We start from the raw sequence: 13,371 nt of genomic DNA, 5'->3' as shown, positions 1-13,371 counted from the left end.
GCCCCATGTCTGCCACGTTGAGTTCCACGAAATCCCGCGCCGCGCTGCGCACATCGGCGCGGGTGTCCGTCGAGTTGTTGCTGGTACTCGTGATGCTCGCGGTGGCCCTCTGGCTGCTCGGCCGTATGTGGTCGGTGGTCTGGCCGCTCATAGTCGGCCTGCTGCTCACCACGCTGACCTGGCCACCGACGCGTTTCCTGCGTGCTCGCGGGTGGCGTCCGGCCCTTGCCGCGTCGCTGGTGACCGTCCTCTTCCTCCTCGTCGCCGCGGGGGTCGTGGCGCTGATCGCGGTTCCGGTGGCGTCCCAGTCCGGTGACCTGACCGACGGTGTGGTCGAGGGCATCCAGAGGCTGCGCGAGTGGGCTGCCGGACCGCCGCTGAACATCGGTGACGCCCAGATCAACAAGGCCTTCGACACCGCGGTCGACCGGGCTCAGGAGGGCCTGGGCAGTGCGGTCACCGCTGTCGTCACCGGAGTGAGCACGGTCGTCAACGGCGTGATCACCGCCGTCCTGGCGCTCTTCCTCATGTTCTTCTTCCTCAAGGACGGGCCGCGGTTCCTGCCCTGGCTCGCCCGCCAGCTGCCCGGCCGGCTCTCCACCGACGTTCCCGTCGTCGCCGCGCGCAGCTGGGACACCCTGGGCTCGTTCGTACGGTCCCAGGCCGCCGTCGGTCTGCTGGACGCCGTGCTGATCGGCCTCGGTCTGTGGATCCTGCACGTGCCGCTGGTGCTGCCGCTGGCGGTGCTGACGTTCGTCTCCGCGTTCGTGCCGATCGTGGGCGCCCTGTTCGCCGGTTTCGTCGCGGTCCTCATCGCGCTGGTCTCCAACGGCCTCACCGACGCGCTGATCGTGCTGGCCATCATCGTCGTGGTGCAGCAGCTCGAGGGGAACGTGTTCCAGCCGATCATCCAGAGCCGCGGGCTCGGTCTGCACGCGGCCGTGGTCCTGCTGGCGGTGACCCTGGGCGGCAGCCTGGCAGGCATCGTGGGCAGCCTCCTCGCGGTCCCGATCGCCGCCCTCATCGCGGTGGTGTGGAACTACGTGCGCGAACAGCTCATCGAGCCGTCGGCGGAACCGGAGAGCGGCGATCCGGACACCGCCGCCGCGCTGTCGTAAGCAGCACCTCAGGCGCGCCGCTCCGGGACCGGTGACCGGCCCCGGAGCCGCGCGCCGCGCGATTCACTCGATCCCTGGGGCGAGGCAACGCCGACCACCGGCACGATGCCGGAGGCCCGCTCGGCTCATGGCGCGCACCTGCCGACCGACCCGGGCCGCGTCAAGGAGCGACGGGGCCGCTGGTCACCGTGGTCCACTGACCGGCGTCCACCGAGAACACCGTCAGGCGCCGGTTGCGCGTGTCGCCGTAGTCGTCGAAGGCGACGTGGCCCGTGACTCCGTCGAAGGCGATCCCCGCCACGGCCCGGGGCATCTTCGCGCGGGCGTCCTCGGGCAGGGTGCCGCCGTTGGCCTTCACGAGAGACTTCACGGCCTCGATGAGGCTCCAGGTCGCGTCGTAGGCGTACGGGCCGTACCAGCCGGCCGCCTCCGGGTAGCCCGCCTCGCGGTACCGGGCGAGGAAGTCCGCTCCGCCCGCCTGGTGTTCGGCGGGCACACCGATGTTGACGGCGAGATCGCCGTCGGCCTTCGGGCCGGAGGTCAGGAACTGCTGGTCGAAGATGCCGTCGCCACCCATCAGAGGGATGTCGACCCCGGCCTGCTTCAACTGCCGGGAGAGCGCGCCGGCGGTGTCGTAGTAGCCGCCGAAGAACACGGCGTCGGCACCCGAGGCGCGGACCTTCGCGGCGAGGCCGGGAAAGTCGCTCTGCCGGGGATCGACATGCTCCGAGCCGACCACGCTCCCGCCCAGCTTCTCGAACTCGGCCGTGAAACCGGAGGCGAGGCCGGCGCCGTAGGCGCTCTTGTCGTCGATGACGTACGGCTTGCTCTTCCCGGCCTCGGCATGGAGGTACCGCGCGGCGAACGGCCCTTGGTCCACGTCCGTGGTGACGGTGCGGAAATACGTGTCGTACGGACGGGACTTGGTGCCCGCGGCCCAGTCCGGTCCCAGCGTCAGCGCGGGGTTGGTGTTGCCCGGCGAGACATTGACCAGGTCCGCCTCGGCCAGGGGCCCGACCAGGTTCTGGGCCACACTGGACGTCAGCGGCCCGACCACGCCCAGCACCTTCGCGTCGGACACGAAGCCGGTGGCGTTCGCCTGGCCCTTGGAGGGATCGCCCGCGTCGTCCACCGCCTTGATCTCGAACTTCACACCCGGAACGGATCTCTTCTCGTTCGCCGTCCTGACCGCCAGGTCGGCGGAGTTGCGCACGCCGAGGCCCATCTCCGCCAGATCGCCGGTGAGCGGTGCGTCCACGCCGATCACCACCGTGACGGAGGAAGCGTCGGCGCCGCCGCCGGCCGCGCCGCCGCCGCCCGGTGTCTCGTCCCCTTGGGACAGGCTCCAGGTCAGCACGGAACCGGCCGCGAGCGTGGCCAGCGCCGTGCCCAGCACCACGGAACGCCGGGTGAGGGCGCGCGGCCGTACGGGCTTCCGCTCGCCCGGTCCCGCCTTGACCGCCGGGCCCAGCGACACGAGATCCTCGGCCGGTGGGACGGACCCGGACCCGGACCTGTAGCCGGACCCGGGGACCGGCGGCGGGACGGTCGGCCGGTCCGGAACGGGACGCGGGGGATCGGCCGGTGCCGCTGTGGAGTCGAGGACCGTGGGTGTCCGTGGGGTCGGGGGTGTGGAGGGCGGCCCGGTGGGTGGTGCCTGCTCCGCCGCGGCGTCCGGTGCCGGTTCGGGCGCAGGGGCGCGCTCCGGACCCGGCTCCGGCTCCGGGCCCCGCTCCGGCTCCGGGCCCCGCTCCGGCTCCGGGCCCCGCTCCGGCTCCGGGCCCCGCTCCGGCTCCGGGCCCCGCTCCGGCTCCGGGCCAGGATCCTGGGCGGCGTCCGCGTCCGCGTCGTCCCGGGCCGGGAGGGAACGCAGTACCGACGCCAGCATCCTGGCGGCCTCGGCCGCGCCCACCCGCTGCGCCGGGTCCTTGACGAGCAGCGCCTCCAGCACCGGCGCGAGCGGTCCGGCGTGGACCGGCGGCCGGTGCGGGCGGGTGAAGACGGCCACGGCCAGGGCGTGCAGCCCGTCCGCCTCGAACGGCGGCTGCCCCTCCACGGCGTGGTACAGCGTGGCGCCGAGCGCCCACAGGTCGTTGGCGGGGGTCGGCCGCTTGCCCTCCAGCTGTTCCGGGGGCATGTACTGCGGTGTGCCGATGACGATCCCGCTGTGGCTGAGCTTGGTCGTGGCGTCCGCGAGGTGCGCGATGCCGAAGTCGGTGAGGACGACCCGGTCCTTGGTCAGCAGCACATTGTCCGGCTTGATGTCGCGATGCACGATCCGCGCCTTGTGTGCCTCGGTGAGCGCGTCGAGGACGGCGGCACCGATCTCGGCCACCCGCCGCACCGGCAGCCGGCCCTGTTCGCGGATGGCGGCGGCCAGGGACTGCCCGCGGACGAACTCCATGACGATCACGGGGGCGCCCTGATGCTCCACGACGTCATGGATGGTGATGATCCCGGGGTGGCTGAGGACAACCGCCGCGCGGGCCTCGCCGGTGAAGCGCCGGACCAGCGTGGCACGCTCGCCGTCGTCCATCCCCGACGGGAAGACGATCTCCTTGACGGCGACCTCGCGTCCGAAGAGCTGCCGGTCCAGGGCACGCCAGACCCGGCCCATGCCGCCCTGTCCGATGCGTTCGACCAGCTGGTAGCGGCCGGCGATGAGTTCGGAGTTCTGCTCGGTCACGCGGACACTCTAGGTCCTGCCGTGCGTTCGGGTGAGGGAAAGGCGGCTCGATCACGCACCCGGGGTTCGCGGCGATCACCACCTGCCCACCAGCGGTTTCCCACCTGCCGTCCATGGGGCGACCCGGGCTCTGTCGGCAGCGGAGCTGCCGGCGGCAGAGCTGAGCCGTGGGACCGCGGTCCTCGCGGGCCGCAGCCGCGGGCCAACAGCCTTGAGCAGCGCCGGGGTTGCCGTCGAGACATCGGGACAGGCCCTGTGCGCGCTGTGATGAACCGGGACCGTTGATCGCCACGACGCCTACTCGCCCTCGCGGTCATTCCGACGGTCATCGCCGCGGCGACCACCGTGTACACCCGGGTCCTGTTCCGTCTGGCACGCCAGGCGAAGCGGACGGTCGGCTGAGGCGATCCCGGCCTCGGCGCCCGTGCCGGGACTCCGGGGCCCTTCCTGTCCCCGGGCGGCCCGGCAGCCGAAGTCCACGAACAGCGCGCACGGCCCTGGCGCGCTCGTGGACGCCGTCCGGCCGAGGAGGCGGGCGCGGGCGGCGGGAGGGATGCTGGGGATGTGGAAGCGGGGCTGAGGGCCGCTCTGGCCGGGCGGCCGCTGGAGCCGACCGCGGCGCCGCCCTCGTCGCTCGGCAGCGGCATGTCGCGCCGCTGGTCCCGGACGCTTCGGAGCCGGAGACACCCGCAGGTGCACGCCTGCCGCTCCCCGTCCCACGCACCCCCTCACCCGGCCCAGCTGCCCACCACCCGGCCGCCAGAGGGAGGCGGCGCATGAGTGAACCCGTGGAAGAGCTGGTCAGCGGTGCCGCGCAGAACGCCGGGGGCTGGCTGGGCGCGTTGCCGGTGGCCCAGGTCGCCACCAGTGCGGACGGGCTGATCGTGCGCTGGAACCGGGCGGCGCAGGAGCTGCTGGGCTACACCTCCCGGCAGGTGGTGGGCCGGCACATCGCGGAGCTGCTGCACCCGGGCGCGGACCGAAGCCTCGGCCGGTCGCTGTGGGAGGGCGTGGCCACCGGCCGTGGCGTGATGGGCACGGTCACCGCCTGGCACGCCGACGGGAGTCCGGTCGAGCTGGAGATCTGGGCCAGCCCGGTCTCCGACCGCCGCGACGACACCTCCGCCGTGTGGGTGTTCGCCGCCGACGCCCATGCCGCGCGCCGCGTCCGAGGGTCCTCGGCCGTCTGGGACGGGCTGTTCGCCCGCTCGCCGGTCGGCATCGCCATCCTGGACACGCAGCTGCGGTTCCTCCGCGTCAACCCGGCCCTGGAGAAGATGAACGGCCTGTCGGAGTCGGCCCACCGAGGCAAGCGGCTGTCCCAGCTGCTGCCCGAGATCAACGCCCACGACATGGAAGAGGCCATGCGGCGCGTCCTCGACAGCGGACAGCCCGTCCTGGACCTGCGGCGCATCGGGCGCACCCCGGCCGACCCCGACCACGACCGGGTGTGGTCGTGCTCCTACGTCCGTGTGGAAGACCCGGCGGGCCGGCCGATCGGCGTGATCGCCTCCCTGCTCGACACCACTGAACAGAGCCGCGCCCACACCGAGGCCGAGGCGGGCCGCAGCCGACTGGCCCTGCTCAGCGAGGCATCCATCCGCATCGGCGCCAGCCTGGAGCTGGAGCGCACGGCCCAGGAACTCGCCGACCTCGCCGTGCCGCGGCTGGCCGACACGGTCACCGTGGACGTCCTGGACAGCCTGGCCCGAGGAGAGGAGCCGGGCGCCGGACTCTCCGCGGGCATGGAACTGCGCCGCCTGGGCAAAGCCCCGCTGGCGGGCTCACCGGTCACCGACGTCCTCGCCCCGCTGGGCCGCACCATCCTCTTCCCGGCCGCCGCACCCTTCACCCAGGCGCTCACCGGACGCCGGCCGTTCCTGCTGGCCCGCTTCGACGCCCGCGCCGTCGCACCGGCCGCCCGTCACACCGCGAGGCCCGCCCAGCTTCTCAAGCTCGGCGTGCACTCCTTCATGATGGTCCCGCTCGTCGCCCGTGACCTGGTGCTCGGCGTCGCCACCTTCTACCGCACCCGCCGTGTCGGCCCCTTCGACGGGAACGACGTCACCCTCGCCGGAGAACTCGCCGCCCGCGCCGCGATCAGCATCGACAACGCACGCCTCTACCACCGCGAGCACGACACCGCCGTCACCCTGCAGCGCAGCATGCTGCCCCAGCACATCACCCCGCCCCCGGGCATCGAGGTGGCCCACCGCTACCTGCCGGCCAGCGACGCCAACGAGGTCGGCGGTGACTGGTACGACGTCCTGCACCTGCCCGGTGGCAAAGCCGCTCTGCTGATCGGCGATGTCATGGGCCACGGCATCGCCGCCGCGGCCGTCATGGGCCGGCTGTCCGCCAGCGTCCGCGCGCTGGCCCGGCTCGACCTGGAGCCGCAGGAGATCCTGCTCCAACTGGAAGCGGCGCTCGACGACCTCGCCGAGCCGATGCTCGCCACCCTCCTCTACGTCGTCGTGGACCCGGCGACCGGTCACTGCCGTATCACCCGCGCCGGCCACCCCCCGCCCGCCCTCGTCACCCCCGACGGCGGTGTCCGCCTCCTCGACGTGCCGCCCGGCCCCCCGCTCGGCATCGGCGGCATCCGCTACACCACCACGGACTACACCCTCGCGGCCGGAAGCCTGCTGGTGCTGTTCACCGACGGTCTCATCGAGTCGCGCGGCACCGACATCGACGAGCGTCTCGCCGAACTCACCCACGCCCTCACCGAGCCGTTCACCTCCCTCGACGCCATGTGCGACAGTCTCCTCACCCGCCTCGTGCCGGCCTCCGCCGATGACGACATAGCCCTCCTCATCGCCCGCCTGCCCGGTACGAGCACCGGCGCGACGCGGTCGGGTGAACCGATCGACGACGGCGCGGCCGGCGGTCGGCTGTAGGTCAGGAGTCGAGGCGGCGCCCCGCGAACGAGGTGACGATCTCGGGGTCCCGGTGGTCGAAGAACAGGGAGCTGCCGGTGTCGAGGGTGGCGATCCGGGCCAACTGCTCGTCGGTGAGCCGGAAGTCGAAGACGTCGATGTTCTCGGCCATGCGCTCGGCGCGCACCGACTTGGGGATCGCGACGACGCCGCGCTGGGTGAGCCAGCGCAGGACGACCTGCGCCACCGACTTGCCGTGCTCCTTGCCGATCTCGGCCAGCAGCGGGTTGCTGAACAGGTCGTTCCTGCCTTCGGCGAAGCCGCCCCAGGACTGGATCCGCACACCGTGTTCGCGCATGAGGTCCTGGTAGTCGGCGCGCTGGAAGAAGGGGTGGGTCTCGATCTGGTTGACGGCCGGGGTGATCTCGTTGTTGACGATCAGGTCGATCAGACGGTCGGGGTAGAAGTTGGCGACGCCGATCGCCTTTGCCACGCCCTGGCGGTTCAGTGCCTCCATGGCGCGCCACTGGCCTTCGCGGGGACTGTGGGAGCGCTACGAGGTGACCGGACGCAAGCCCGCGCACAAGACGTTCCACCATCCCCAAATCGGGACCCTCACCCTCACCTCGCAGTCACCGCACGTGGAAGGCACTCCCGGCCAGCGCATCGGCGTCTGCACCGCCGAACCCGGCAGCCCCGACCACGACGCCCTGCTTCTGCTCGACATGACCGCCCCGTCCGACTCGGCGCGGAGCGCGGCACCTCGGCCGTTGCCGAGTCAGCGGACGTCGGTGGTCGTAGCCCCGGCTCGCCGGTCAGCCGAGCGGATCGGTGGTGTCGCGCGGCGTGGCCAGGACCGGGGCGTACACGCGGGCCCCCTCCGGTGGTCTCGACGCCCGTGCTTCGGCGACAGGCGCCCGATGTCCTCGGGAGGTCAGTGACGACGCGCGGGCGGTGCCGACGGACGGGCTCCGGCCGTGTCGTTCCGGCCTGCGCGGTCCTGCTCCTGTTCGGCCTTCAGCGCGTCCCGCAGCCGCGTCAGGCGGTCGATCTCCGCCTCGAGGGCCACGATGCGTCGCTCCACGACTGCCGCGCCGACGCCGCCCGCGCTCCCGTCGGACGCCGCGGAGGCGCAGCTCGGCCCAGGCGTGGCGGCGAGCAGAGGCAGGCGATCCGCGATGCGGTGCAGGTCCTGGACGGTGAGTCCGAGCGCGAGGAGCCGACGGATGACGCGCAGTACGGCGAGTTCGTCAGCGGTGTAGTCCCGCTGTCCCGAGCTCGTGCGGCGGGGCGGGGGCAGCAGCCCCTGCTGCTCGTAGAAGCGCAGCGCCCTGGGCGTCGTACCCACCGCTGCCGCCGCGTCTGCGATCCGCATGCTCGTCTGCTCCTGCCCGCTGCGCCACCGTCGGTCACTCATGCCGCGCCAACTCCACCACGACCGTGCCGAAATGCCTGCCCTCGATCAGTTGCGGCAACGCCTGCGGGGCGCGTTCGATGCCCACCACACGAGTGAGCGGAAAGCGGATCTCACCGCTCCGCAGCCAGGACCCGAACCGCTCGTGCCACTCCGCCTCCACGCCAGGGTGATCGCTGCCGAGATACCCCCTTACGGATGCCCCCAGGAGCACGAGCCGGTAGGTGTCGATCTCCACCTCGGCGCGTCCGCCGCCGCCCTCGGCCGCCAGCTGCCCGGACAGCGACCCGACCAGCGCGATACGAGCCCCCTGCCGGGCGGCGTCCACCGCCGCGGTGAGCTGCGGGCCTCCCACCAGGTCGAGCACGACGTCGATGCCGTCCGGAGCCGCCTCGGCGAGCTGACCGGCGAACTCCTGAGACGCGATCTTCCTGCCGGCCCGGTCCTTCGCGCCGCGCCACGACCCGGCGGTCAGCGCGGCGTCGTAGCCCAGCTCGGTCCGCAGTCGCTCCGCCTTCTGCGGTGAGCTCGAAGTGCCGATGACTCGCCCGGCGCCCAGCAGCCGGGCGATCTGGCCCGCCATGGTGCCGACGCCTCCGGCCGCACCCGTGATCAGCACGACGTCGCCTTCGCGCACCGGTGCCACACGGGTCAGCGCGCCGTAGGCGGCGGAGCCGAAGGAGAGCTGGGCGGCGGGCTCGGGCAATGCCGGGTCGACAGCGGTGCACGCCTCCACGGGTACGACGGCGTACTCGCGCCAGCCGAGCATGTGTGTCACCAGATCTCCGGGGCGCAGGCGGCTCCCGTGAGGAGCGGCGATGACCTCGCCGACCGCCGGTCCGAAGAGCGTGTCCCCTGGTCGCAGTCCCGGCAGCGGAGTGTTCCGCGCAGCTCCGCCGATCAGGGTGCGCAGGCCGGCGAAGACGAGGAACTGCCGATTCCAAACGAGGACGTGGTGCGGGTCGAGGGGAGGCAGCGGTGTCTCGGCGAGGGTGAGGTCCGCGGGCGTGGGAAGCCCGTCGGGCACGGCGGCAAGCCGCACCTCGCGACTGATCCGAGGCAGCGATGGCGTCATGACGACCTCTTTCGACGGAGCGAACGCAGAAGACGGGGGCCCGCTCGAGGTCAGCCAGGGCGGCGGACGGAACGGGCGCGCAGAAGCTAACCCCTGCCGCAGACGTCAAGGGCAACCCCGGCGAAGGGAGCCGCACCGTCCGTCGCTCCTCCGCCAAGCGCAGCGTTGGCCCGCATCGCGGGTGTGGTGTTAGAAATGGGTCATGATCGGTCGTTTTCGCCGGTCCCGGACGAGAGCGGCGCCGCTCGGTGATGGGCGTTCGCCCGGCTCGTCCCCCCGCCGCCCCAGGGCGTGGCATTCGCCGGGGCGGCGTTTCTCGACGCCCTTGAGTGTCGGCACGGTCGCCGCGCAGGTCTTCCTCCTCCAGGTGCTGATCATGCTGCTGCTCGTGGTGGTGGCGGTCGTGGCGCTGGTGGTGCAGGGGCGGTACGAGGCGGAGCGGGGGGCCGAGCACCGCTGTCTGGCGGCGGCGGAGGCGTTCGCGCACGCCCCCGGACTGGCCGCCGCGTTGCGGGCGGAGGATCCGACCGCACGGCTCCAGCGGGCGGCGGAGGGGGCCAGGGAAGGTTCCGGCGTCGACTTCGTCACCGTCCTGGATCTGCGGGGGGTGCGGCTCACCGATCCGCGGCCGGAGCTGATCGGCACGCGGGCGGAGGGGGTGGACCGGGCCGCCGGGGGAGAGGCGTTCACCGAGACGTTCCGCGGCGATCCCGCGGACGCCGTGCGCGCGGTGGTGCCCGTACGGGACGACAGCGGCCGCGTGGTCGGCATGGTCAGCGCCGGGATCCAGTTCGAGACCCTGGGGCAGGTGCTGAACCAGCAGGTACCGGTGATGCTGGCCGCGGCGGTCGGTGCGCTCGCGCTCGCCACCGCGGGCACGGCGCTGGTCAGCCGGCGGCTGCGCCGGCAGACGCACGGTCTGGGCCCGGCCGAGATCACACGGATGTTCGAGCACCATGACGCCGTGCTGCACGCGGTGCGCGAGGGCGTCCTGATCGTCGGCCCCGACGGGCGGCTGATGCTCGCCAACGACGAGGCACGCCGCCTGCTGGACCTGCCCGACGACGCCGACCGGCGCCCGGTCGCGGAGCTGGGGCTCAGCCCTCGCCTGACCAAGATGCTGGGGTCGGCCGAGGAGGTCTCCGACGAGGTGCTTCGGGCCGGTGAGCGGCTGCTCGCGGTCAACACCCGGCCCATCGAGCCCCACGCCGGCGTCCAGGGGCTGGTGGCCACCTTCCGCGACACCACGGAACTCCAGGCGCTGACCGGCCAGGCCGGAGTGGCACGCGGACGGCTGGCCCTCCTGTACGAGGCGGGCGTACGCATCGGCACCACGCTGGACATCCGGCGCACCGCGGAGGAACTCGCGGAGGTGGCGGTCCCGCGCATGGCCGACTTCGTCACCGTGGAACTCCTCGACTCCGTGCTGCGCGGCGACGAGCCCACCGGTGCCGTGCAGCGGATGCGGCGCACCGCGCTGAGCGGGACCCAGGGCGGGCATCCGCTGCAACCGGTCGGAGACCTGATCCAGTTCGTCGTGGCCGACACCCCGATGGTGGCCGCCCTGCACCGGGGCAAGGCCGTACGCGTCGCGGATCTGCACCATGCCCAGGACTGGCGGGCCCAGGACCCGGAAGGCGCCCGCCAGGCGCTGGAGTACGGCATCCACTCGCTGATCACCGTGCCGCTGCGGGCCCGCGGTGTGGTCCTCGGCATGGTCAACTTCTGGCGCGGGGCCGGCTCCGTCCCCTTCGAGGAGGAGGACATCGCGGTCGCCGAGGAACTGGTGGCCCGGGCCGCCGTCGCCATCGACAACGCCCGCCGCTACGCCCGCGAGCACGCCCTGGCCGTGACCTTGCAGCGCAGCCTGCTGCCGCGGGACGTCCCGGACCAGGAAGCGCTGGAGGTCGCCTGGCGGTATCTGCCCGCACAGGCCGGCGTGGGCGGCGACTGGTTCGACGTCATCCCACTGCCCGGCTTCCGGGTGGCACTCGTCGTGGGCGACATCGTCGGGCACGGGCTGCACGCCGCGGTGACCATGGGCCGGCTGCGCACCGCCGTACTGAACTTCTCCTCGCTGGACCTCTCCCCGGACGAGCTGCTCAGCCACCTCGACGAGATGGTGGCCCTCCTGGACACGCAGACGGCGAGCGTCCACACCGACAGCGCCCCGGTCACCGGCGCCACCTGCCTGTACGCCATCTACGACCCGGTCGGCGGGCACTGCACCTTCTCCCGCGCCGGGCACATCGCACCGGCGGTGGTCGACCCGCAGGGCAGAGTGACCTTCCCCGACCTCCCCCTGTCACCGCCGCTCGGAGTGGGCGGGCATCCCTTCGAGACCGGCCGACTGGACCTTCCCGAGGGCAGCCGGCTCGTGCTGTTCACCGACGGACTGATCGAGGACCGCGGACGCGACATCGACGAGGGCCTGCGGATGCTGCGCGCGGCGATCGCCGATGCGGACCGTACGCCGGAGGAGACGTGCCGCGCCGTGATGGAGTCGATGCTGCCCGACCGGCCCGGCGACGACGTGGCCCTGCTGGTCGCCAGGACCCGGCTCCTGGACCCCTCCCGGGTGGCGGCGTGGGACGTGCCGTTCGACGTGAAGGCCGTGTCCCGGGTCCGCATGGAGGTGACCCGCCGGCTCGCCGACTGGGGCCTGGAGGAGTCGTCCTTCGCCACCGAACTCGTCCTCAGCGAACTCCTCACCAACGCGATCCGCTACGGCGCCCCGCCCGTCCGGGTCAGGGTGCTGCTCGGCCGCACCCTGGTCCTGGAGGTCTCGGACGGCAGCAACACCTCACCCCGTATGCGCCGCGCGGCCACCACCGACGAAGGCGGCCGCGGCCTCTTCCTCGTCTCTCAGTTCACGGACCGCTGGGGCACCCGCTACGCGGAGCGGGGCAAGGTGATCTGGGCCGAGCAGAGCCTGGACGGCACCCCCGAGCTGGACGCCACCGTATTGATCGACGAGCTGGCCTGGTGAAGGCGCAAAGCGGAGTTGGCCGGCCATCGCCGGGCTGCGATGATGCCGCTGTTCTCCGGAGTTGCTTCCGGAGTGGAGGACGTTTGTTCGTTTTTGTGTGCGCGGAGTGCGACGCCGAGCTGACCACCCCCTTGTCCCAGGTCGCCCTGCCCTTGCACGCCCATCAGAGGTACGGGAACGGGCTTCAGCTGCCGGTGCTCATGGAGACGGGGACGTTCGCCGTGGATCCGGAGCCCTCGGGGCCGCCGTGGCGCAGCTGGGAGCAGATCGATCCGGCGGAAGCGGTGAGCCGTGGCGTCCACGGGCCGGTCCGCGGCCTGTCCTACGGTGCGCCGGGTGCGATCGCCGTCGCACCCGGAGACATCCGTGGCGCCGTACTGCTTCCGGACAGGCGAGGCGGTGCCTGCTGCGGCCTCGACAGGGGCGACGCTCCCAACATGGCCTGCGAGGCCTGCGGTCTGCCGGTGGCGAGCCGGATCGACGACTGCTCGCTCTGGCAGGTCGTGTGGCTCGCCCCGGACGCCGTGAGCCGCCGCCGCGTCGAAGGAGCCGACGCCGCAACGCTGTCCTGGGCGGAGCTGATGGCGGAGGGGGCGGGCGTGCCCCCGTTCGAGCCGATCAGCTCGTGGGGATCGCTGTTCGGGGCGAGCGACCGGTGGCACTGGAGCCCGCAGTGGGTGGCGGCGGCCGGAAGCGCGCTCGCACACCTGCTGGCGGCTTCGGAGGGCCGGCCGGTGACCGTCCCGGACGGCCTGACCGCGAGGATGTTCCAGAGCGACCTCGACGCCCTGCTGCCGGCCGGTCCTCCGGCGCGGCGCGCCGTACTGGCCGGACCGGGGGTGCCCGCTCCGGACACGGACGACCACATCCTCCTCGTGCCGTCCCATCCGCAGACCGGAGAGGTCTGGAGGCCCGCCGCCTCGGCCGGCGGGGCGTACCCGGTGCCGTTGCCGTTCGGGGTGTGGCTCCGGCTGGTCTTCCCCGAGTCGCAGCCTCCCGTTCCCGGGTCGCGTCTCACGCCCGACGACGTCCTGCGCGACGACCCGCCCACACCCGACGTCCATGGCGTGTTCCGGATCGACACGGAAGTGTTCCACCACACCCTTGCCCGGCTGCCCGCCGCCCGCGGCCCATGGCTGCGCGAGATGCTCCAGCACCCCAGATGATCATGGACGGGAGCACGTCCTGCGAGTGCTGCCCCGGCGCCGGC

7 protein-coding genes and 2 pseudogenes are annotated in these 13,371 nt (G+C 72.8%); 5 read left to right on the top strand and 4 right to left on the bottom strand.

The features are described from left to right. The first annotated feature begins 5 nt into the window (after nt 1–5). Nucleotides 6–1,118 (top strand): AI-2E family transporter, encoded by a 1,113-nt coding sequence (locus ABT232_RS16285; RefSeq protein ID WP_351840561.1) that lies wholly within the window; start codon nt 6–8, stop codon nt 1,116–1,118. 160 nt (nt 1,119–1,278) lie between these two features. On the opposite strand, the gene ABT232_RS16280 is transcribed toward ABT232_RS16285, so the two are convergent. Further along, nucleotides 1,279–3,804, bottom strand: coding sequence for a bifunctional serine/threonine-protein kinase/ABC transporter substrate-binding protein (locus tag ABT232_RS16280; RefSeq protein WP_351840560.1), 2,526 nt, complete (start codon nt 3,802–3,804; stop codon nt 1,279–1,281). Nucleotides 3,805–4,580: 776 nt separating this feature from the next. On the opposite strand from ABT232_RS16280, the gene ABT232_RS16275 reads away from it, so the two are divergent. Next, entirely contained in the window at nt 4,581–6,704 is a 2,124-nt protein-coding gene (locus ABT232_RS16275) for a SpoIIE family protein phosphatase (RefSeq protein ID WP_351840559.1), read from the top strand. A 1-nt stretch (nt 6,705) separates the two neighbouring features. Here ABT232_RS16275 and ABT232_RS16270 read toward each other — a convergent pair. Beyond that, a pseudogene (locus tag ABT232_RS16270) lies at nt 6,706–7,215 on the bottom strand (aldo/keto reductase); the annotation flags it as partial. Nucleotides 7,216–7,225: 10 nt separating this feature from the next. On the opposite strand from ABT232_RS16270, the pseudogene ABT232_RS16265 reads away from it, so the two are divergent. Further along, nucleotides 7,226–7,435, top strand: a pseudogene (locus ABT232_RS16265) (MmyB family transcriptional regulator); the annotation flags it as partial. Nucleotides 7,436–7,617: 182 nt separating this feature from the next. Here ABT232_RS16265 and ABT232_RS16260 read toward each other — a convergent pair. Continuing rightward, the gene (locus tag ABT232_RS16260; RefSeq protein WP_351840558.1) at nt 7,618–8,058 is read right to left on the bottom strand and encodes a MerR family transcriptional regulator; all 441 of its coding nucleotides are present in this window, start codon (nt 8,056–8,058) and stop codon (nt 7,618–7,620) included. 34 nt (nt 8,059–8,092) lie between these two features. Then, complete coding sequence (locus ABT232_RS16255; RefSeq protein WP_351840557.1) at nt 8,093–9,172, bottom strand: MDR family NADP-dependent oxidoreductase; 1,080 nt, start codon at nt 9,170–9,172, stop codon at nt 8,093–8,095. A 202-nt stretch (nt 9,173–9,374) separates the two neighbouring features. Between ABT232_RS16255 and ABT232_RS16250 the strand changes: the two genes are divergently transcribed. After that, nucleotides 9,375–12,161 (top strand): SpoIIE family protein phosphatase, encoded by a 2,787-nt coding sequence (locus ABT232_RS16250; protein ID WP_450871969.1) that lies wholly within the window; start codon nt 9,375–9,377, stop codon nt 12,159–12,161. A gap of 83 nt (nt 12,162–12,244) precedes the next feature. Further along, entirely contained in the window at nt 12,245–13,327 is a 1,083-nt protein-coding gene (locus tag ABT232_RS16245) for a hypothetical protein (RefSeq protein ID WP_351840556.1), read from the top strand. Nucleotides 13,328–13,371: the final 44 nt, after the last annotated feature.

This window comes from Streptomyces sp. NPDC001532 (assembly GCF_040298625.1).
Lineage (GTDB): Bacteria > Actinomycetota > Actinomycetes > Streptomycetales > Streptomycetaceae > Streptomyces.
This window is presented reverse-complemented; position numbering and strand designations above follow the sequence as displayed.